Origin of the sequence: Roseinatronobacter alkalisoli, from assembly GCF_028745735.1 — a bacterium.
Classification (GTDB): domain Bacteria; phylum Pseudomonadota; class Alphaproteobacteria; order Rhodobacterales; family Rhodobacteraceae; genus Roseinatronobacter; species Roseinatronobacter alkalisoli.
The window spans coordinates 82,867-100,846 of sequence record NZ_JAQZSM010000007.1 but is presented as its reverse complement, the minus strand read 5'-3'; the positions used below and the strand labels follow the sequence as shown (position 1 = coordinate 100,846).

Here is a 17,980-nt window from a genome sequence, read left to right as displayed (position 1 = left end):
TAGCGGGAAAGCATGCCCCATGGCAACCGGAGCAACCATGACCCCTGACACGCCCCTGACGGTTCTGGGACTGGAAAGCAGTTGCGACGATACCGCCGCAGCCGTCATCCGCCACGCGCCGCCCGCGCGCGCGGAAATCCTGTCCAATGTGGTTCTGGGCCAGACAGACCTGCACGCGGCCTTTGGCGGGGTGGTGCCGGAACTGGCCGCGCGCGCGCATGCCGAAAAGCTGGATCTGGCCGTGGAAGCGGCCCTTGAACAGGCCGGGCTGACACTGAACATGGTGGATGCCATCGCCGTGACCGCTGGGCCGGGGCTGATTGGCGGTGTGCTGTCGGGTGTCATGCTGGCCAAGGGGCTGGCGGCTGCGACCGGCCTGCCCATGATCGGCGTGAACCACCTTGCGGGCCATGCCCTGACCCCGCGCCTGACCGATGGGGTGGAGTTCCCCTATCTTATGCTGCTGGTCTCCGGCGGGCATTGCCAGTTCCTGATTGCCCATGGCCCCGACCACTTTACCCGCCTTGGCGGCACCATCGATGATGCACCGGGCGAAGCGTTTGACAAGACCGCGAAACTGCTGGCGCTGCCGCAACCGGGTGGCCCGTCAGTGCAGGCGCAGGCCGCCACAGGCAATGCCACGCGCTTCGCCCTGCCCCGCCCACTGATCGACCGCGATGATTGCAATATGTCCTTTTCGGGGCTGAAAACCGCTGTGCTGCGCACCCGCGATGGGCTGATCGCCGAACATGGCGGATTGCGCGCAAGCGACCGCGCCGACCTGTGCGCGGGGTTTCAGCAGGCGGTGGCGGATGTGCTGGTGGCCAAATCCCGCCGCGCACTGGCGCAATATATGGAACTATGCCCCGCCAGACCGGTTTTTGCAGTTGCGGGCGGGGTCGCGGCCAATACCGTGCTGCGCGCCGGGCTGGAAGGGCTGGCGCGGGATATGGGCCTGCGCTTTGTGGCACCACCGCTGGCCCTTTGCACCGATAATGCCGCCATGATCGCATGGGCGGGGCTGGAACGGCTGCGCATGGGCGCGCGTGACGACATGACACTGGCCGCACGCCCGCGCTGGCCACTGGACCAAAGCGCCGCCCCCATGCTGGGGTCCGGCAAGAAAGGGGCAAAAGCATGAGCGTTGCAATCCTGGGCGCGGGCGCATTCGGCACCGCACTGGCCTGTGCGCTGGGACAGGTCACGCTATGGACCCGCGATGCGGACCATGCGCGCGACATGGCGGATACGCGCGAAAACACCCGCCGCCTGCCCGGCATTCCCTTGCCCGGAGAGGTGCAGATCACCCATGATCTGGCCGGAATTGACGCGCAAACCCTGCTGCTGGCCATGCCGATGCAGGCCATGCGCGGCTTCTTGCACGACCATGGCACAGTCCTGCAAGACCGCGTTCTGGTCGCGTGCTCCAAAGGGGTTGATCTGGACGTGTTGCTGGGGCCTGTCGGCGTCATCCGCCAGAACCTGCCGGATGCGCGCGCAGCGCTGCTGACCGGCCCGAGTTTTGCACATGATATTGCGCGCGGGTTGCCGACCGCGCTGACACTGGCCTGCGAAGACCCTGAACTGGGCATGGCCTTGCAACAGGAATTGTCCACCAATGCGCTGCGGCTTTATCGCAATACCGATGTGACCGGGGCGGAACTGGGCGGCGCGCTGAAAAATGTCATCGCGATTGCGGCGGGCATGGTCATTGGCGCGGACATGGGCGAATCCGCGCGCGCCGCACTTATGGCGCGGGGCTATGCGGAAATGCAGCGGCTGGCGCTGGCGCTTGGTGCGCAGGCCGATACCTTGGCGGGGCTGTCGGGACTGGGCGATCTGATTCTGACCTGCGGGTCGGAAAAATCGCGCAATTTCCGCTATGGACTGGCACTTGGGTCAGGGGCGGAATTCGACACCACGACCACAGTGGAAGGGGCCGCGACCGCCCGCGCTGTTGCCCGTCTGGCGCAGGAACATGGCATCGACATGCCGATCACCCGCATGGTCGCGGCCATGATCGAAGGCTACCTGACCGTGACAGAGGCCCGCGATGCCCTGCTGGCCCGCCCCCTGACCGAAGAATAACCCATGGAGGAGAGAGAACATGCCGCTTTACATGATGGTCTGCACAGACAAACCCGGCGCGCTGGACATTCGCAAGGCCAACCGGCAGGCGCATCTGGACTATATCGCGCAGACCGGCTGCGTGCAGATGGCAGGCCCGTTGCTGGATGATGCAGGCGAAATGGCGGGATCGCTGATTGTACTGGACCTGCCCGACATGGCCGCGGCCAAGGCATGGGGCGCACAAGACCCCTATGCGGGCGCAGGCCTGTTCGAGGCCGTGCGCATTCAGGAATGGAAAAAGGTCATCGGCTGATGCGCTACTGGTTGATGAAATCCGAACCCGACGCCTTTGGCTGGGATGATCTGGTCGCCAAGGGGGCGCAAGGCGAAGAATGGGACGGGGTGCGCAATTATCAGGCACGCAACAACATGCGCGCGATGGAACCGGGCGACCTGGCGTTTTTCTACCATTCGCAATCCGACAAGGCAGTGGTGGGAATCTGCGAAGTGATCGCCGCGGCCCATCCCGACAGCACCACCGATGACCCGCGCTGGGAATGCGTGGATGTGCGCGCAGTCAAACCATTTGCGCGCCCTGTCACACTGGCCATGGTCAAGGATGACCCCCGCCTGCAGGATATGGCGCTGGTGAAAACGTCACGCCTGTCGGTGCAGCCGGTCACGGCGCAGGAATGGGAGATCATCTGCGATATGGGTGGGACCCGCGCGCAGGATTGAATCGTTCCGGCAGGATGAAATTCCTTATGTCCCGCAAAATGTGACCAGTTCAGGGGCATCGCGTGGGGCGGGGTGGGCATAGTCCTCTGCCCCGTCAATGGGGGTGAAGGGGGCCTGCACCCGCGCCAGAAGCGCCATGAACGGGCCCATGTCGCCGTCAGTGGCCGCATTCAGCGCCGCCTCCACCAGATGGTTGCGCGGAATATAAAGCGGGTTGGCGGCGGCCACACGGTCCGGTGTGTCGGCATCTGCGGCCGCACGATAAGACGCCAGCCATGGGTCAAGCCCTTCGGCATCATCAAACAGCGCGCGCAAGGCATGCTCATCGCCGCGCAGCGCATCCGGAAGCGCGCGGAAGAAGCCGGTGAAATCCACCCCCTGCCCCAGCCACAGCTGATGCATCCCGTCAATCAGCGCCGCATCTGGTGCCGCCAGCCCCAGTTTGCGCGCGAAAACACCCAGCCATGCGGCGCGGTAGCTGTCCTGTGCCTGCGCAATCACCTCTGTGGCACGGGCAATGGCGCGGTCCTCATCCGCGTCGATCAGCGGTAAAAGCGCCTCTGCCAGACGGGCAAGGTTCCAGAAGATGATCGCGGGCTGGTTGCCATAGGCATAGCGCCCCTGATGGTCGATAGAACTGAACACAGTCGCAGGGTCATAGCGGTCCATGAAGGCGCAGGGGCCATAATCAATGGTTTCGCCCGAAATCGTGGTATTGTCGGTGTTCATTACCCCATGCACGAAACCAAGCCCCATCCATTGCGCCACAGTCTGCGCCTGACGCGCGGCAACGCGGTGCAGGAACTGGACATAGCAATCGGGGGTGTCGGTCAGGTCAGGGTCATGGCGGGCAATGGCGTAATCGGCCAGCAGGCGCAGTTTCTGCGCATCCCCACGCGCGGCAAAGAACTGGAATGTCCCGACCCGCAAATGGCTGGCCGCGACACGCGCCAGCACCGCGCCCGGTTCCAGCCCGTTCTGGCGCAGCACGCGGTCGCCGGTGGTACAGGCGGCCAGTGCCCGGGTCGTGGGCACCCCCAGCGCGGCCATGGATTCCGATATCAGATATTCGCGCAGCACTGGTCCCAGCACCGCGCGCCCGTCGCCGCCACGCGCAAAAGGCGTGCGCCCTGACCCTTTCAGGTGAATATCCCAGCGCGCCCCGGTTTCGTCCAGCACCTCGCCCAGCAGGATCGCGCGCCCGTCGCCAAGCTGCGGTGAAAACCCGCCGAACTGATGGCCCGCATAGGCCATGGCCAGCGGCCGCGCGCTGCCCGGAAGGGCATGACCGGTCAGCAGGCCCGCATCCAGCGTGTCCGGGTCCAGCCCCAGCGTTCGCGCCAGCGCGTCATTGCGCAGCAGAATCTGCGGGTCGGGCCAGTCCTGCCCCTGCCAGGGCACATAAAGGCCCTGCAGATCGCGGGCATAGCTGTGATCAAGGGTCAGGGGCATGGCAGTATCCGTTCTTGGGTATCTTTATGTGACCTAAGCCCTTGGGCGGGGTTGATCCAGCCCCCCTTTGGGATGGAATGTATCAAGGGGAACTCCGGGCTTGTGGGCGCGTTGGGCCTGAAGCAGTCACCCAAAGGCGCGGAATCAAGGCCGCAGGCCGCCGCGCCATCGGCGGGCCGTCCCGCGGCCTGCCGATTACGCCAGTGTCAGTTCAGTCCTTGGATGCCGGAGTATTCCGCCTGCATAAACTGCATTCTTTGAACGTGGGATCGGCAGTCCCCGGCCCACCGATAGCGCGGGCTTGATCCAAGCGCGAACGTCCCCTTCAGGCAAAAACCACCCGCCAATGCGGATGTATCCCCCTGATCTGGCCCTGAACTATCCTTCCACCTGATCCAGATAGTCGCCATAACCTTCGGCCTCCATCTCCTCTCTCGGGATGAAGCGCAGCGATGCGGAATTAATGCAATAACGCAAACCACCACGGTCTGGCGGTCCGTCAGGGAACACATGCCCAAGATGGCTGTCACCATGGGTTGAGCGCACTTCGATCCGCGTCATGCCATGGCTGGTATCGTGCAATTCGGCCACATGGGCGGGGACAAGCGGCTTGGTGAAGCTGGGCCAGCCACAGCCCGATTCAAACTTGTCACTGGAGGCAAAAAGCGGCTCTCCCGACACGACATCAACATAAATGCCTGCGCGCTTGTTGTCATTATACGCCCCGCTCCAGGGGCGTTCGGTGCCGTTTTCCTGTGTCACATGATACTGTTCGGGCGTAAGGGATTCGATGATTTCGGGGCGGCGTTCATAGCGGGGCATCAGGCACTCCTGTAGCGGCATTATGACAGGGATATAGGCGCAGGCAGCGCGGTTTCCATCCTTTGCCCGCAGGTCGGCGGAATGTGCAGCCGCCGCGCCCCGCTTGGCACTGGATTTCCCCGCAACGCTGGTGCATAAGGGCGCAACGCCATGCGGCAACTGATGATGGGTGCATAATGAAATTCCTGCTTCGCTTCGTGACCTGGTGGAACTATTCAACGCTGAACACTGCCTTTTTCACCTGGCGCAATGGTGTCAAGGTCGGTGAAGATGAACAGGGCAATGTGTTTTACCGGTCACATGACGGGAAAAAGCGCTGGGTGATGTATAATGGCGAATCTGAAGCCAGCCGCATTGCGCCCGACTGGCATGGCTGGCTGCACCACACCTGGGACGAATTGCCGGATGAACGCCCGCTTGTGCGCAAGGACTGGGAAAAGCCGCATCAGGAAAACCTGACCGGCACGGCGCTGGCCTATGCCCCCAAAGGGTCCATCCGGCAGGCACAACCAAAGGCGCGCACTGATTACGAGGCATGGACGCCGGAGTGAATTTCGCACGGATCATCGCGCTGGTATTACGTAGCCTGCGCATGGCGCGGCGCACGCAGCGCCAGCGAACCCGTCCCAGACGTTAGCGCAGAGCTTATCCGCAGCCGGATCAGATGCGGTTGAAACAGCCCTTTTTTGGGGGGTGTTCCGGCCTGAACGGGGCGTTGGGATACGCACAAAGCCCGCGCCACAGGTCTGGCCGGGGTCTGCCGGTCCGGCGTTGTAGAAGTTCACTTTATGCAGGCGGCATACTCCTGAGTTCAAAGGCTTTGCGTGGCATCAGCGCAATCTGCAGGCCGCAGGACGGCCAGACCTATGGCGCGGGCCAGCCTCGCGGCCTTTGTTCCGCGCCTTGGGGCGTCACCCAAAAGGCCATATCCGACCAGCCCCGCATTTCCGCCTGCCGACGCGGCCGCGCCCCAACGCCCCCGCCACTGATCAAGCAAAGATGACCGTGAAACGCTGGCTTTCGCGCCGGACTTCATGCATAAGCCAGTTCCAACAGGACATATCCCAACGGGGCGCATGATGATATTCCGCGCAATCACGATTCTGGCGGCGACGACCCTCGCCATTCCCGCAGCACTGGCGCAGGGCATTGCCGTGCCCGGTGCCAGCGATCATATTTTGCGATCAGACGGCGCAATCCTGCGCGGGCTGGACCGTGTGGCGGGCACCACGATAGATTTTGACGCGCAACAGGGGCAGGAAACCCATATCGGGCATCTGGTGGCCAGCGTCAGGGAATGCCGCTACCCAGCGGATAATCCGGCATCCGAAGCCTATGCGTGGATTGACATCCATGACACCCGCGCCGATCAGATGTTGTTTTCAGGCTGGATGATCGCATCAAGCCCGGCGCTGAACGCACTTGACCATGCGCGCTATGATTTATGGGTTCTCAGATGCAAGACATCGTGAACTGCCGGTAGTGGCAGGCGGCGGATATCGGCATCTGCTTGCAACGCCGCTGCCAATGTACGGCGATAGGCGGCGCGCGGAATTTCGCGCCCACCCAGACTGGCCAGATGGTCAGTCAGATATTGCGTATCAAACAGCGTGAAACCGCAGGCGCGCAGATGGGTGACCAGATAGGCCAGCGCGATTTTCGACGCATCCTTGCGGCGCGAAAACATGCTTTCGCCGCAAAACACCCCACCAATCGCCACGCCATACACCCCGCCGACCAGTTCGCGCCCATCCCATATTTCCAATGAATGCGCATGAGAAAGCGCGTGTAATTCATTGAACAGGCGCATTATTTCTGAATTGATCCATGTCACGTCGCGCGCCGCGCAGCCCGCCATGACACCGGCGAAATCATGATCAAGCGTCACCTGAAACGGCATTGTCCGGATGCGCCGCGCCAGCGAGCGCGACAGATGAAACCCGTCCAGCGGCAGAACCCCGCGCAGGACGGGATCAAACCAGTAAAGCCGGTCATCGTCACGGCTTTCGGCCATGGGGAAAACACCCTGCCGATAGGCCTGAAGCAAGTGCTGCGCTGTCATTCGCGGCTGCATGTCACGGTCAGAATTCCGCCGCGCGGGCCTCATGCGCCATATGGTCCAGCACGGCATTGACGAATTTCTGTTCGCGGCTTTCGGGAAAGAACGCCCCCGCCAACGCCACGAATTCGCTGATGACCACCCGCGCAGGTGTCTGCGCATTCAGCAATTCGGCCCCTGCGGCACGGAAAAGCGCGCGCAATGTGGGGTCGATCCGGGCAATGGGCCATTTGGCGACAAGCGCGCGGTCGGTCATCTGGTCAATCGCGCCCTGACGGTCGACTGCGGCATCCACCAGACGGCGGAAGAAGTTGATGTCAGCCTCTGCCCAGGTTTCTTCTTCGGTTTCAGCACCGATGCGGTGGGCCTCGAATTCGCGCAGGGTTTCATCGACGCCGCGATCAGACGCTTCCATCTGGAACAGGGCCTGCACTGCGTAAAACCGCGCAGCCCCCCGCAGGGCGCGCTTTTCTTCGACTGTCGGGGATTTCTTGTTCGCTGTCATGATCATGCCACCGGATTTCCGTTGCCGCCCGCAATGTCGAATTCCGCGCGTTCGGGCAGGAACCCCACGGACCGTTTCGCGCCCCCCCAGCGCCGTGCCAGCGCGATCAGGTGCAGCGCCGCCGCCGCCGCGCCGCCGCCCTTGTTCTGGCCATCCGCATCAGCGCGGACCACGGCCTGATCACGGTTTTCCACAGTCAGAATACCATTGCCCACGCAGGCCCCCTGCAGCCCCAGCAGCGCAATCGCGCGGGAACTGTCATTGCAGACCGTATCATAATGCGTGGTTTCCCCGCGAATGACACAGCCCAGTGCCACGAACCCGTCGAAATTCGACATGCGGAACGCCTGCCCGATGGCGGTCGGCACTTCCAACGCGCCGGGCACTTCGATTGTGTCATGACTGCCGCCTGCGGCTTCAATCTCCGCCCGCGCGCCGGCCAGCAATTGATCGGCGATATCCTTGTAGTATGGGGCCACAACGATCAGCAGTTTCGGTGCGCGGTCAAATTCCGGGCGCGGCAGGGTGTAATGGGTTTCATGTCCGGCCATGTCAGGCGCCTTTCGAAATCTTGCGGGTGCCCGCAATGGACAGGCCATAGCCATCCAGCCCCACCACGCGCGGCGTTGCCGAATTTGTCAGCAGGATCAGGTCGTGCAGCCCCAGAGATGACAGGATCTGCGCGCCCAGCCCGTATTGGCGCAGGGTGTGGGGCGAACTATCGGCCGTGGCCATTTTCATATGCGTATCGCGCAGCAACACAACAACACCACGCCCCTCATCCCCGATCAGGCGCATGGCATCGGAAAATTCATCCGCGCGACCCGCGCCGCCGGTGCCCACCATGTCCAGCAGCGGATCAAACGCATGCATGCGCACCAGAACCGGGTCAGGGGTGGTGATGTCGCCCTTGATCAGCACGACATGTTCGGCCCCCTGGGTGGTGTCGGAATAGACACGCATGACCCACTCACCCCCGAATTCGGACGTGATGGTGCTTTCTTCCATCACCCGCACAAGGTTGTCATTGCGGCGGCGATAGGCAATCAGGTCCGAAATCGTGCCGATTTTCAGCCCGTGTTTCTGCGCGAAAGCCACAAGGTCCGGCAGGCGGGCCATATCGCCGTCTTCCTTCATCACCTCGCAGATCACGCCGGACGGGTTCAGCCCGGCAAGGCGCGAAATATCAATAGCGGCTTCAGTATGGCCTGCGCGCACCAGCACACCGCCATCGCGGGCGCGCAGCGGAAACACATGGCCGGGGGTGGCAATATCAGCGGCCCCTTTGGCGGGATCAATCGCCACAGCCACAGTGCGCGCGCGGTCATAGGCGGAAATCCCGGTGGACACACCTTCGCGCGCTTCAATGGACACAGTAAAGGCGGTTTCATGCCGCGATGAATTGCTGGACGCCATCAGCGGCAGGCCCAGTTGGTCAATGCGTTCGCCGGGCAGCGTCAGGCAGATCAGCCCCTTGCCATGGGTCGCCATGAAATTGATCACCTCTGGCGTGGCCATCTGCGCGGGGATCACCAGATCCCCTTCATTCTCGCGGTCCTCGTGGTCCACAAGGATGAACATGCGGCCCTTGCGGGCCTCGTCGATGATCTCTTCGGTGGTCGAGATGGCATCGCGCCAGTTCTGCTCGACCTCGCCGGGGGTTTCATAGGTCATGGCGGGCTATCCTTCACTTCGGTATCTGGCCAGATAGCCCAAAGCAGGCGGCGGGAAAAGGGGCAAAGGGGCATTCGCGACGCTACGCAACGCACGCCCTGCTAGGATGATATTTGCCTGCTACTGGCAGATTTGCACATCCCACGGATTTGCAACAGGTGCCCCATGAAAACCATCCCCCAGCTTGCTGCGGAAATCGTCGCCCGCGAAGGCGGCTTCGTCAATGACCCAGATGATCCCGGCGGGGCCACGAATTTCGGTGTCACCATCCACACGCTGCGCCGCCTGCGCCCCGGTGCCCGCGTGGGGGTGGAGGATGTGCGCGCCCTGACCCGCGAACAGGCGATCGCAATCTATGTGGAACATTATTTCACCCGTCCGCGCATTGCGGACCTGCCCGAACCGCTATGGCCCACTGTGTTTGACATGTATGTCAATGCGGGCGCGAATGCTGTGCGCATATTGCAGCGCTTGCTGGCCGATATGGGGCTGGATCTGGCCGCAGATGGCGTGATCGGCCCGCAAACCATCGCAGCGGCGCATCGCGGCTATGACATGGCGCCGTCGCATCTGGTCGACGCATATGGCATTGCGCGGCGCGATTATTATTACCGCCTTGCCGACCAGCGCCCCGCCAGCCGCAAATTCGCGCGCAGGCGCGATGGCGGCAAGGGCGGCTGGATCACCCGCGCCGAGGAATTCATCAGCGCCCGCTTTCACCTGTCGGATGCACAGCATCGTGAACGGGTGCGGGGTTGGGGATGACGGTGTGGGGAATCCCAAAGGCGCGGAACAAAGGGCGCAGCCCGCCGCGCCACCGGTGGGCCGTCCCGCGGCCTGCCGGTTTCGCTGGCGTTATGCCAAGACTTTGAACTCAGGATTGTGCCGCCTGCATAAAGTGAACTTCTATATCGTGGGACCGGCAGACCCCGGCCCACCGGTGGCGCGGGCTTTGCACCTGCCCCACCACCCCCCTCAGACCAGACTGCCCCCCGACCTCCGACTCTCAAAAGGATAAATCCGATGATCCGTTCCCTGTTCGGCCTGCTGTTTGGCGGCGCACGCGAAGCCCGCGCATTAGGGCAAACTGTCACCTCTGTCGCCGAAGTCTTCCGCCCCAATGCGACCCGCGCCATGGAACTGGGCCATGATGCCTATAAGGCAGCCCATGCCAGCCACACAGCGGAATTCCAGTTCGGGCGCGGCGGCTGGTTCGATTCGGCGGTCAACGGGCTGAACCGCCTGCCCCGCCCGCTGCTGGCGCTTGGCACATTGGCGCTGTTTGTCTATGCCATGGCCGACCCGGACGGGTTTGCCCTGCGCATGCTGGCATTATCGGCAGTACCCGAACCGTTATGGTGGCTGCTGGGTGCGGTTGTGGCCTTCTATTTCGGCGCACGCGAAGCGCATCATCTGCGTTGCACCAGACCGGCAGCCCCTGCCCCCATGGCCATATCGCGCCAGTCAGCCGATGCCACACCGCAACATCATGACAGCGCGGCCAACCCCGCCTTGGCGGAATGGAAAAAGGGCAACGCCTGAATGTCAGCGCCCGTCACGACCCCTGTTTCAGGAAATCCTCTTCCTCGCCCGTCACATCGATGCCAAGTTCCTCCAGCCCGTTTTCCAGATGTTCCGGCAGATGCGGCATTCCCATCAGGTAATCCGCCGTGGGGGTTGTGGCTTCGGTCATCGCCGTCGCCACGGCTTCGTCGTAATCTTCGGGTTCAAACGCCCCCCGTCCGACCCATGCAACCGCTGTCAGGCTGGCCTGCTCATCTTCATTCAGCCCATCAATGAAGGCATGCACCTCTGCCGCGCCAGCTATCCCTTCGCGGGCCAGATAGATGATGTGAACGACCTTGCGCGGGCTGATGGCAAGCATGGCAACCTCCTGTGGATCATGTCAGGAGTGTCGCGCAAAGGGCGTCATGTTGCAACAGCTATCGATGGCGCGCAGCAAAACCACGCCGCGGAATGCGCAATGCCCGCGCACGGGCCTGTGCGCGGGCAAACACCCGCCGCGCCGACAGGTGCGCGCGGGTGCTCCCGTGGGGCAGGCAGGGGGCGGCCCCCGGCCCCCCCCCCCGGGCCCCCCCCCCCCCGGCGGGGCGGGCCGAGCGCCGGGGGGGGGCGGGGGGGGGGGGGGGGGGGCCCCCCCCCCCCCCCCCCCCCCCCCCCACCCCCCCGATGCGTCGCGCGAATTCAGCTCAACCCCGCCCAATGCGGCGCATGCGGATCGCTCAGCCGCTGGTTGATTGCCGCAAGATCCGGCATGCCAGAGGGCCGGGCATCCGGGTCATGCCGGTCATAGCCGAACAGTTCGAAATCCCAGCGATACAGCTCCTGCATCAGATGCAGGCTCAGATCATCGAAATATGCGGATACCGGCACCGCAGATGCCGGGCTGCTGTTGAATCGCGGTATCCTGTCCGGCCGCCGCCCCTGCGGGATCTGCGCCAGCACCGGCACAATCCCGCTGTCCCAGTCCTCAATCCGGAACAGATGGCTGAAGGCCACACCATTCAACGTGACCGACCGCAAATGTTGCGCCTGCGGCGTCCAGTGCCGGTCAAACCAGAATCGCTGCCGGAACACATGCGCATCGCGCACAAACAGCAAAAAACGCCGGAATGCCGGCACAGGGTCCGCCCCCTCGCGCAGATCAGCGCCATAGCGTTCCCACAGCACCTGGCGCAAGGTCCCGCGATAGGGTTTGCCATCGCGTTGCAGCATGCAGATCTTCTCATGAAACGTGGACAGAATACGCGCGAAAGGGTTGCGCAGCGCCGAAAACACAAAGGCCTGCCCCGCAAGCGCAGGCCCCATCAGATCCGGCGCGAAGGGCCATTTGACAACACCCTGCACGGCATCATGAATATCGCCCCCGGAAAACCTGCCATGATCGGCATGATAGAGCAGTTGCGCCAGGCTCGAACAGGCCGCTTTCGGGACTTCACGGTAGACCAGACGCCCCCCGCAGGCCAGCCAGCACCCCTCATATTGCGCTGGGGCAAGGTCCATCCCGCTTGCATGTTCCATCATCTGCCGCCTGCCTGTTTTCAGGGGTGCCCTTCCACCCCGATCTGGCTTACCTTGCGCGCCAGACCCATTCATTGCAAGAGGATGCGATGCCCTATATCTATGACGATCAGAACATCTTTGCCAAAATCCTGCGTGGCGAAATTCCCTGCAACAAGGTGCTGGAAACCGAGCATTCGCTGGCCTTCACCGATATTGCCCCCAAGGCACCGCATCATGTGCTGGTCATCCCCAAGGGGCCATATGTCTGCCATGATCATTTCGCAACTGCCGCATCAGAGGCCGAAATCGTGGATTTCACCCGCGCAATCGGTCAGGTCTGCGCGAAACTTGGCGTCACCCCTGGCGCGGATGGCAATGGCTACCGGCTGATTTCCAACACCGGCAATGATGGCGTGCAGGAAGTGCCGCATCTGCATATGCATATTCTGGCAGGGCGCAATATCGGCCCGATGGTGATGATCCGCGACTAAGAAACGGCCTTGACGCGGGGGGCCAGACTGCGTATCCGCTACGGCCAGAGGCGAGTTGGCGGAGTGGTTACGCAGCGGATTGCAAATCCGTGTACAGGAGTTCGATTCTCCTACTCGCCTCCAGAACTTAGCAGAATTTGCCGGTTCTGGTTTGCACATTCATGCTCGGTCACGTTCTGTCCCGCCTGCCCTGCGTTTCCCTCGCGCGCGCTTTCTGGCGGGCTTGCCTTGGGTGTTGTCACGCGCCAGTCCTTCAGCGTACCTTTCTTTGTCCAGCTCGGGATCAGACCCCGGCGCGCGCATGGGAATGCACCATCCCGGAGAACGTAAACCTCCTGGGTCGGCTTGATGTTGTAGCGCCTTGGAAACGGATTGATCTTGATTTCACTCAGCTCGGATTCAGTCCCGCGCAGACTGGCGTCGATGTAGCGGCCACACATGCATGAACGTTGGATCGCCGCGTTCACCGGTTCCATCAGCCAACGCCTTCGTCAATCCAGACGGTTGCATGGCTGGTTGGAACGTATCTCTGGCTGCTCACTATTTGCGGTGGGACTGCGGCTTATCCTCATGGAGCGCCCGCAGGATGCATTCACTCGACCACAGACAGGAACGGCAGCTCCCTCCCGCATTGCTGCCGCAAATGCTCCGGTTGAGCGTCAACGCGAAGAGCCCTGAGCGGTTGTTGCTTCTCCGCCATGCCAGAAGGGCGCTGGATGTGCGCACTCTGCGAAGAAATTCGTCGCCGCTGTTTCCGTGCGGAACCGTTGGTGCCACTAGTCTTTGGTGCGCTTATTCAGTTTGACCATTGCAGGTTCTATGAATAATCCACCACTTCGATCTCGATGCCATTTGCTTCGACAAAGTAAAACCGGCGTCCCGGCTCGTAGTCATGGACTTCTCCGGGCCGAAACCCGGCCGCCTTAACCCGAGCTTCGGTCGCGTCAAGATCATCGACAACGACCGCTATGTGATTCAGAGCGCCGCGTGTCCGGTAGCTATCCTGACGCAGTTCATCCGGGTTCCCGTAGCTGAATAGAGCCAGGTAAGAGGTCTCGTCGCCCACATGGACAGTTCGGCCTGTTGTCATACCCGGACCGGACCAACGCACTTTCCAGTCAAACAATTCACATAGCACCGCCGCCGTTGCATCCGGGTCCGCCACCGTGATGTTCACATGTTCCAAACGCGCCATTTTAACCTCCCACCTGTTCCCGGCCTTGGACATTCCGGCCGGGCTTGCCTTCGATAATCTCCTGTGTAATTTCTAAAGTTAACTTTAGGTCAAGGAGAGATTTGCATGCGTCAAGGCATTGCTATTGGTGAGCTTGCCGAGCGGTCCGGCCTCGCTGTTTCGGCCATCCGGTTTTACGAGACCCATGGCATCGTGCAGCCGCTGCGCAATCAGGGCGGGCACCGCCGCTACGGCAAATCCGACCTCAGGCGACTTTCCTTTGCCATGATCGCACAGCAATTGGGCTTCCCCTTGGCCGAAATCGCGCGGCATCTGACGGCTCTTCCCGCCGACCGTGCCCCAGACCGGCAAGATTGGGAACAGATCGCCACCGGCTTTCGCGCTGAGATTGCAACACGGATCGCGGCGCTACAGAAGCTTTCCGATACGCTTGACGGCTGTATCGGCTGCGGATGTCTGTCGCTTGACCGCTGCGCATTGTACAACCCTAAGGACAGCGCTGCCCGAAATGGGAGCGGTCCACGGTATCTGATGGGCGATGCACCTTGATCGTCAGTCAGCGGCCACTTGCACGGAAGTCCGCGAACCGAGATTTCACATCCTGTTGCAGTTTCAGCGCGTGACGCGTTCCTCTCGCCGAACGCGACTGTTCGCCCTCCAACACCATTGCGATGCAAAATCTGTGCTCTACGGCCATCAATCCCGAGGCAGCCTCGCCGTCTGCTGCGTCCCGCCTTTCTGCCTGCCCAAACGACAGCAACCGCTGGGACTGATAAGGTCGCTTCCGCCCGAGGAAGAAACACATGGCTTTTGCCCAAGTTCGCGTCGCTTGGAGTCCTTTGCGGACGACGGGCAGTGTTCTTCCTGTGCCCGCGATTCACCCTATGTGCGCTGTATTAATTCAGATCATGCTTCCCAAAAGCGGCCCTTCGTGACGCAACTAATATCCGGCATATTGGAACCGCTTTCGGGCTAGCGCAGATACGTCGACATGCGCTACTGTGCTGTAGAATTACATTCGATGCGAGGACTGCTCTTGCAGGTTTTCTATTCTTGGCAAACCGATGTTGACCGAAAGATCAACAAGAATTTTATACACGACGCTTTGGTTGCTGCGATCAACGAAATCAGCGCCGACATAGGCATCTCCGAGGCTGCTCGCGCGGAAAGCCAGATCACCTTGGATCAAGATACTCAAGGAATCCTCGGCTCGCCATCTATCGCGGAAACGATCCTTAAAAAGATTGCCGCCGCCGATGTGGTTGTTCTAGACGTGTCATTAATAGCGTGTGGGCGAGAAGAAAAGCGACACATCAATAGTAATGTGGCAATCGAACTTGGCTATGCTTTGGGTAAGAGAGGTCACGAACCCTTACTAAAAGTCATGAATACGCATTATGGCGACTTTGACAAGCTCCCGTTCGATCTGAGGGACAGACGTCATCCGGTGGCATACTGCCTATCACCAGACGCAACGAAAGTGCAGATCGAAACAGAGAGGAAGAACCTGTCTAGAAAACTGAAAGCAATATTGGCGGAGTATTTGCAAAATTTAAGCTCTGCACCAGTAATTGAACTGAACAAACACGAGCCAACATCTAGTAGTTTCGTCGAAACAGCATTTTGGCCGCAGAATGCACCCATAGCAAAAATATATCAGCAAGATGAACCGATGTTTTGCGAGTCGAGTCGCCTTGTTTCCATACGTGTCATACCCGCACATGCTCAAGACAAACTTACCCAATTGCAGTGTCGCAATATGGTAAAAAACTGCCCACCATTGTTGTATGAAGATAGCTATTCTAGTTCAGTAAACGAGTGGGGTGCGCTTACATATTGCAAATATGAAGGTACAACTAGTATTTTATCCGGCACCCAAATACTCAAGAACCGCGAAATCTGGATGTTCGCGAGGGGAATAATATTTCAGGTGACAGATAACGGTCCGGACAACGCGCGATGGTTTACCAATGACCACCGTCTTATGAGGTATATTCCTGACGCTATCGAAAATGCAATCAACCTTTGTAGCGAATTAATCGTTGGTTCTGCCGAGATACGCTTAACAGCCGCAGATCTTTCTGGCGTAGCAGTAAAGTCTGGAGAAAGATTCCACCCTCGTAATCACGAAATATCGGAGAAGGTCATAGAGATACGACGGGAGATAGATTCATCTCTGGCTCCAAATGAACTGGCATTCGAGTTTGCCCAGAAAGTTTACGCCGAAGCTGGCGTTAACCTTCCTTCAGGCTGACAGGCGGCCATCTTTCATGTCTTTGTAACGCTGTCGTCCAGCATATCGGAAAGCCGAAAGGCTGGAGATGATTGGCAGATTATCTGATTTTTCAAGTGAGCTTGTTAGGGCGAAGACGACGCCGCTCGACAGCACAGCGACCGTCCGCACCGTCCCGCATAGCTGTCGTTATGCGCGCGTATCCAGAGCGTAGCACACCGGCAGGCGAATGACCCGCCCGCCGATATCGAAGCAAGCAGAGCGCTACTGAATGACGTATTGCTGCCCGTCGATCGCGCAGATATTGACTTCGTATTCCTCGTATTCGTCGCCATCTGAGAAGACGTATTTCAGATCCCAGCTGCAACCATATCCGGCACTGTCCAGCGTGATAACCACAGTGTTTCCGTCGGTGATGCGGCCTTGCAGTACGTTTGGCCCCCATGAGCTTTCGTTCGACGGACCCGCATGGACACCGGTGATCGTGTAGCCGGTCTGGTTGACCATCTCGAAGGAGCCTCCGGCAGCCGGGAAGGCCAGGCAAACCACGAAAGCTGCGCCGAGCGGTGTAAGGTAATTCTTCATGCAATTTTCCTTTCAAGGAAAATCCTGCCCCAGCGACCCATGATTGAATCGCTGTCGTAAAACAATGCCGTCATTTCCGAAGTGGCCTATCGGCTGGCGTTAAGTTGTCTGATTTCGGCGACTGGTCAAGTCTATTTCTCTCCAGGCGCCGCCTGGCAGAAGCGCCCTCTCGTTCCGTTGCTGGTTGCTTGCGCCAATGATGGGGCGGGCGGCTGCGTTGCGGCGCTTCCACCTACCGTTCCGGGCATGTACGCAGAAATCCTTTACCCGTGCGGCATCATTGGCGTGGAGGGCGGAGCGCCGCCTGACAGAGCTGCGGCATCGCGTCCGCAGAAAATAGTAAAAGCTGCCAGTCCCTCTATTTGCTTCGACCGAGGGTAGTGCGCGTTTGTGATCATCCGCGCGGTGTGCCCGAAGCAGTGTGGTGTTCTTTGGTGCTAAATTGCGCACGGTGTCTGAGCCGTCGGCGCATTTCTGCTTGCAGACTGTGCCGGGTCAATTAAATTCGCCTTAAGGTTTAGTATCGGGCGTATTTGATGAATAAAGCGTTTTCTCAAGTCTTTCGTATGGGTCAGTTAACGACCTCTCTTGGTCCGGATGTGCTGGCGCTGATGCGCTTTGAGGGTGTCGAGCGGTTGAATGATCTGTTCGACTGGCAGGTCGAGTGTCTGGCCGCCAATGATGACATCGATTTCGACGCGCTGATCGGCACCCATGCCACTGTCACCCTGCATGACCGCCAGGTTGAGCGTCATTTCGACGGTATCGTGACGGAAGCCCGCTGGATGGGCGCGGGCGAGAACGGGCATCGCTACCGGTTGCGGCTGCAGCCCTGGTTCAAGCTGGCCAGCCTGCGGCGCAACCAGCGGATTTTCCACAACCTGAGCGTGATCGAGATCCTCACGGAGCTGCTCTCGGCCTATGGTGATGCGGGCGCGCTGGTGGTGGCCACCTCTGCCGAGTATCCGGAGCTGGAATACACGGTCCAGTTCCGCGAAAGCGACATGGAGTTTGCCACGCGGCTGATGGAACGGCACGGAATATCCTATTATTTCCGGCACGAGGCTGGCGCGCATAGCATGGTGCTGACGGATTGCGTGGATGTGCATGACAGTATCGGGCGGCGCTGATG

The 17,980-nt window shown here is 60.6% G+C and carries 23 protein-coding genes and 1 tRNA gene; 13 read left to right on the top strand and 11 right to left on the bottom strand.

Going from position 1 to position 17,980, the window contains the following annotated elements:
• Positions 1–19 precede the first annotated feature (19 nt).
• From tsaD to PUT78_RS09940, 4 genes are read left to right on the top strand one after another with little or no spacing between them, the layout of a single operon-like run.
• Complete coding sequence (gene tsaD / locus PUT78_RS09955; RefSeq protein ID WP_274352112.1) at positions 20–1,141, top strand: tRNA (adenosine(37)-N6)-threonylcarbamoyltransferase complex transferase subunit TsaD; 1,122 nt, start codon at positions 20–22, stop codon at positions 1,139–1,141.
• Positions 1,138–2,088 carry an NAD(P)H-dependent glycerol-3-phosphate dehydrogenase gene (locus PUT78_RS09950; protein WP_274352111.1) on the top strand — a complete coding sequence of 317 codons (951 nt, stop codon included), beginning with the start codon at positions 1,138–1,140 and terminating at the stop codon, positions 2,086–2,088. Before tsaD ends, PUT78_RS09950 begins: the two co-directional genes overlap by 4 nt.
• Before the next feature lie 19 nt (positions 2,089–2,107).
• Positions 2,108–2,383: a YciI family protein gene (locus PUT78_RS09945; RefSeq protein WP_274352110.1), complete on the top strand. Its 276-nt coding sequence runs from the start codon at positions 2,108–2,110 to the stop codon at positions 2,381–2,383.
• On the top strand, positions 2,383–2,808 hold the full coding sequence (locus tag PUT78_RS09940) for an EVE domain-containing protein (RefSeq protein WP_274352178.1): 426 nt from the start codon (positions 2,383–2,385) through the stop codon (positions 2,806–2,808). Before PUT78_RS09945 ends, PUT78_RS09940 begins: the two co-directional genes overlap by 1 nt.
• 24 nt (positions 2,809–2,832) lie before the next feature.
• Here the strand turns inward: PUT78_RS09940 and PUT78_RS09935 are convergent, their stop codons facing one another.
• Positions 2,833–4,260 carry a protein adenylyltransferase SelO gene (locus tag PUT78_RS09935; RefSeq protein WP_274352109.1) on the bottom strand — a complete coding sequence of 476 codons (1,428 nt, stop codon included), beginning with the start codon at positions 4,258–4,260 and terminating at the stop codon, positions 2,833–2,835.
• Positions 4,261–4,638: 378 nt separating this feature from the next.
• Positions 4,639–5,082, bottom strand: coding sequence for a peptide-methionine (R)-S-oxide reductase MsrB (gene msrB / locus PUT78_RS09930; RefSeq protein WP_274352108.1), 444 nt, complete (start codon positions 5,080–5,082; stop codon positions 4,639–4,641).
• 176 nt (positions 5,083–5,258) lie between these two features.
• On the opposite strand from msrB, the gene PUT78_RS09925 reads away from it, so the two are divergent.
• A complete protein-coding gene (locus PUT78_RS09925; protein ID WP_274352107.1) occupies positions 5,259–5,633 on the top strand; it encodes an NADH:ubiquinone oxidoreductase subunit NDUFA12 in 375 nt (124 codons plus the stop codon).
• A gap of 525 nt (positions 5,634–6,158) precedes the next feature.
• Complete coding sequence (locus tag PUT78_RS09920) at positions 6,159–6,554, top strand: DUF2155 domain-containing protein (protein WP_274352106.1); 396 nt, start codon at positions 6,159–6,161, stop codon at positions 6,552–6,554.
• On the opposite strand, the gene aat is transcribed toward PUT78_RS09920, so the two are convergent.
• From aat to ribB, 4 genes are read right to left on the bottom strand one after another with little or no spacing between them, the layout of a single operon-like run.
• A complete protein-coding gene (aat, locus tag PUT78_RS09915) occupies positions 6,518–7,144 on the bottom strand; it encodes a leucyl/phenylalanyl-tRNA--protein transferase (RefSeq protein ID WP_274352105.1) in 627 nt (208 codons plus the stop codon). The two genes, PUT78_RS09920 and aat, sit on opposite strands and share 37 nt — an antisense overlap.
• Positions 7,145–7,163: 19 nt before the next feature.
• Positions 7,164–7,646: a transcription antitermination factor NusB gene (nusB, locus tag PUT78_RS09910; RefSeq protein WP_274352177.1), complete on the bottom strand. Its 483-nt coding sequence runs from the start codon at positions 7,644–7,646 to the stop codon at positions 7,164–7,166.
• A 2-nt stretch (positions 7,647–7,648) separates the two neighbouring features.
• Positions 7,649–8,197: a 6,7-dimethyl-8-ribityllumazine synthase gene (locus PUT78_RS09905; RefSeq protein WP_274352104.1), complete on the bottom strand. Its 549-nt coding sequence runs from the start codon at positions 8,195–8,197 to the stop codon at positions 7,649–7,651.
• Between the two features lies 1 nt (position 8,198).
• Positions 8,199–9,320: a 3,4-dihydroxy-2-butanone-4-phosphate synthase gene (gene ribB / locus PUT78_RS09900; RefSeq protein ID WP_274352103.1), complete on the bottom strand. Its 1,122-nt coding sequence runs from the start codon at positions 9,318–9,320 to the stop codon at positions 8,199–8,201.
• 165 nt (positions 9,321–9,485) lie between these two features.
• Between ribB and PUT78_RS09895 the strand changes: the two genes are divergently transcribed.
• Entirely contained in the window at positions 9,486–10,085 is a 600-nt protein-coding gene (locus PUT78_RS09895; protein WP_274352102.1) for a holin-associated N-acetylmuramidase, read from the top strand.
• 258 nt (positions 10,086–10,343) lie between these two features.
• A complete protein-coding gene (locus PUT78_RS09890) occupies positions 10,344–10,862 on the top strand; it encodes a holin family protein (RefSeq protein ID WP_274352101.1) in 519 nt (172 codons plus the stop codon).
• Between the two features lie 13 nt (positions 10,863–10,875).
• Here the strand turns inward: PUT78_RS09890 and PUT78_RS09885 are convergent, their stop codons facing one another.
• Together PUT78_RS09885 and PUT78_RS09880 are read right to left on the bottom strand one after the other, a co-directional pair.
• Positions 10,876–11,205 (bottom strand): DUF3775 domain-containing protein, encoded by a 330-nt coding sequence (locus PUT78_RS09885; RefSeq protein ID WP_274352100.1) that lies wholly within the window; start codon positions 11,203–11,205, stop codon positions 10,876–10,878.
• A gap of 320 nt (positions 11,206–11,525) precedes the next feature.
• Positions 11,526–12,365: a sulfotransferase family 2 domain-containing protein gene (locus PUT78_RS09880; protein ID WP_274352099.1), complete on the bottom strand. Its 840-nt coding sequence runs from the start codon at positions 12,363–12,365 to the stop codon at positions 11,526–11,528.
• A gap of 86 nt (positions 12,366–12,451) precedes the next feature.
• On the opposite strand from PUT78_RS09880, the gene PUT78_RS09875 reads away from it, so the two are divergent.
• Together PUT78_RS09875 and PUT78_RS09870 are read left to right on the top strand one after the other, a co-directional pair.
• A complete protein-coding gene (locus tag PUT78_RS09875) occupies positions 12,452–12,835 on the top strand; it encodes a histidine triad nucleotide-binding protein (protein WP_274352098.1) in 384 nt (127 codons plus the stop codon).
• A 49-nt stretch (positions 12,836–12,884) separates the two neighbouring features.
• A tRNA-Cys gene (locus PUT78_RS09870) sits at positions 12,885–12,958 on the top strand.
• Here the strand turns inward: PUT78_RS09870 and PUT78_RS09865 are convergent.
• Positions 12,946–13,311 carry an SOS response-associated peptidase family protein gene (locus PUT78_RS09865; protein ID WP_274352097.1) on the bottom strand — a complete coding sequence of 122 codons (366 nt, stop codon included), beginning with the start codon at positions 13,309–13,311 and terminating at the stop codon, positions 12,946–12,948. The two genes, PUT78_RS09870 and PUT78_RS09865, sit on opposite strands and share 13 nt — an antisense overlap.
• Positions 13,312–13,652: 341 nt before the next feature.
• Positions 13,653–14,030, bottom strand: a complete 378-nt coding sequence (locus PUT78_RS09860; RefSeq protein ID WP_274352096.1) for a VOC family protein — start codon at positions 14,028–14,030, stop codon at positions 13,653–13,655.
• 105 nt (positions 14,031–14,135) lie between these two features.
• Between PUT78_RS09860 and soxR the strand changes: the two genes are divergently transcribed.
• The gene (gene soxR, locus PUT78_RS09855) at positions 14,136–14,579 is read left to right on the top strand and encodes a redox-sensitive transcriptional activator SoxR (protein ID WP_274352095.1); all 444 of its coding nucleotides are present in this window, start codon (positions 14,136–14,138) and stop codon (positions 14,577–14,579) included.
• Positions 14,580–15,051: 472 nt separating this feature from the next.
• Entirely contained in the window at positions 15,052–16,284 is a 1,233-nt protein-coding gene (locus tag PUT78_RS09850; protein WP_274352094.1) for a hypothetical protein, read from the top strand.
• Between the two features lie 243 nt (positions 16,285–16,527).
• Here PUT78_RS09850 and PUT78_RS09845 read toward each other — a convergent pair whose 3' ends face one another.
• Complete coding sequence (locus PUT78_RS09845; RefSeq protein ID WP_274352093.1) at positions 16,528–16,848, bottom strand: hypothetical protein; 321 nt, start codon at positions 16,846–16,848, stop codon at positions 16,528–16,530.
• Positions 16,849–17,384: 536 nt separating this feature from the next.
• Between PUT78_RS09845 and PUT78_RS09840 the strand changes: the two genes are divergently transcribed.
• Complete coding sequence (locus PUT78_RS09840) at positions 17,385–17,978, top strand: type VI secretion system Vgr family protein (RefSeq protein ID WP_274352092.1); 594 nt, start codon at positions 17,385–17,387, stop codon at positions 17,976–17,978.
• Positions 17,979–17,980: the final 2 nt, after the last annotated feature.

Bases quoted from the DNA above. Each gene is read 5' to 3' on its own strand.
- PUT78_RS09935 (WP_274352109.1), bottom strand. From the start codon at position 4,260: ATGCCCCTGACCCTTGATCACAGCTATGCCCGCGATCTGCAGGGCCTT.
- PUT78_RS09840 (WP_274352092.1), top strand. From the start codon at position 17,385: ATGAATAAAGCGTTTTCTCAAGTCTTTCGTATGGGTCAGTTAACGACC.
- PUT78_RS09885 (WP_274352100.1), bottom strand. From the start codon at position 11,205: ATGCTTGCCATCAGCCCGCGCAAGGTCGTTCACATCATCTATCTGGCC.
- PUT78_RS09950 (WP_274352111.1), top strand. From the start codon at position 1,138: ATGAGCGTTGCAATCCTGGGCGCGGGCGCATTCGGCACCGCACTGGCC.
- soxR (WP_274352095.1), top strand. From the start codon at position 14,136: ATGCGTCAAGGCATTGCTATTGGTGAGCTTGCCGAGCGGTCCGGCCTC.
- aat (WP_274352105.1), bottom strand. From the start codon at position 7,144: ATGACAGCGCAGCACTTGCTTCAGGCCTATCGGCAGGGTGTTTTCCCC.
- tsaD (WP_274352112.1), top strand. From the start codon at position 20: ATGGCAACCGGAGCAACCATGACCCCTGACACGCCCCTGACGGTTCTG.
- PUT78_RS09850 (WP_274352094.1), top strand. From the start codon at position 15,052: ATGCGAGGACTGCTCTTGCAGGTTTTCTATTCTTGGCAAACCGATGTT.
- PUT78_RS09895 (WP_274352102.1), top strand. From the start codon at position 9,486: ATGAAAACCATCCCCCAGCTTGCTGCGGAAATCGTCGCCCGCGAAGGC.
- PUT78_RS09865 (WP_274352097.1), bottom strand. From the start codon at position 13,311: ATGGAACCGGTGAACGCGGCGATCCAACGTTCATGCATGTGTGGCCGC.
- msrB (WP_274352108.1), bottom strand. From the start codon at position 5,082: ATGCCCCGCTATGAACGCCGCCCCGAAATCATCGAATCCCTTACGCCC.
- PUT78_RS09905 (WP_274352104.1), bottom strand. From the start codon at position 8,197: ATGGCCGGACATGAAACCCATTACACCCTGCCGCGCCCGGAATTTGAC.
- PUT78_RS09945 (WP_274352110.1), top strand. From the start codon at position 2,108: ATGCCGCTTTACATGATGGTCTGCACAGACAAACCCGGCGCGCTGGAC.
- PUT78_RS09890 (WP_274352101.1), top strand. From the start codon at position 10,344: ATGATCCGTTCCCTGTTCGGCCTGCTGTTTGGCGGCGCACGCGAAGCC.
- PUT78_RS09925 (WP_274352107.1), top strand. From the start codon at position 5,259: ATGAAATTCCTGCTTCGCTTCGTGACCTGGTGGAACTATTCAACGCTG.
- PUT78_RS09920 (WP_274352106.1), top strand. From the start codon at position 6,159: ATGATGATATTCCGCGCAATCACGATTCTGGCGGCGACGACCCTCGCC.
- ribB (WP_274352103.1), bottom strand. From the start codon at position 9,320: ATGACCTATGAAACCCCCGGCGAGGTCGAGCAGAACTGGCGCGATGCC.
- PUT78_RS09860 (WP_274352096.1), bottom strand. From the start codon at position 14,030: ATGGCGCGTTTGGAACATGTGAACATCACGGTGGCGGACCCGGATGCA.
- PUT78_RS09880 (WP_274352099.1), bottom strand. From the start codon at position 12,365: ATGATGGAACATGCAAGCGGGATGGACCTTGCCCCAGCGCAATATGAG.
- nusB (WP_274352177.1), bottom strand. From the start codon at position 7,646: ATGACAGCGAACAAGAAATCCCCGACAGTCGAAGAAAAGCGCGCCCTG.
- PUT78_RS09940 (WP_274352178.1), top strand. From the start codon at position 2,383: ATGCGCTACTGGTTGATGAAATCCGAACCCGACGCCTTTGGCTGGGAT.
- PUT78_RS09845 (WP_274352093.1), bottom strand. From the start codon at position 16,848: ATGAAGAATTACCTTACACCGCTCGGCGCAGCTTTCGTGGTTTGCCTG.
- PUT78_RS09875 (WP_274352098.1), top strand. From the start codon at position 12,452: ATGCCCTATATCTATGACGATCAGAACATCTTTGCCAAAATCCTGCGT.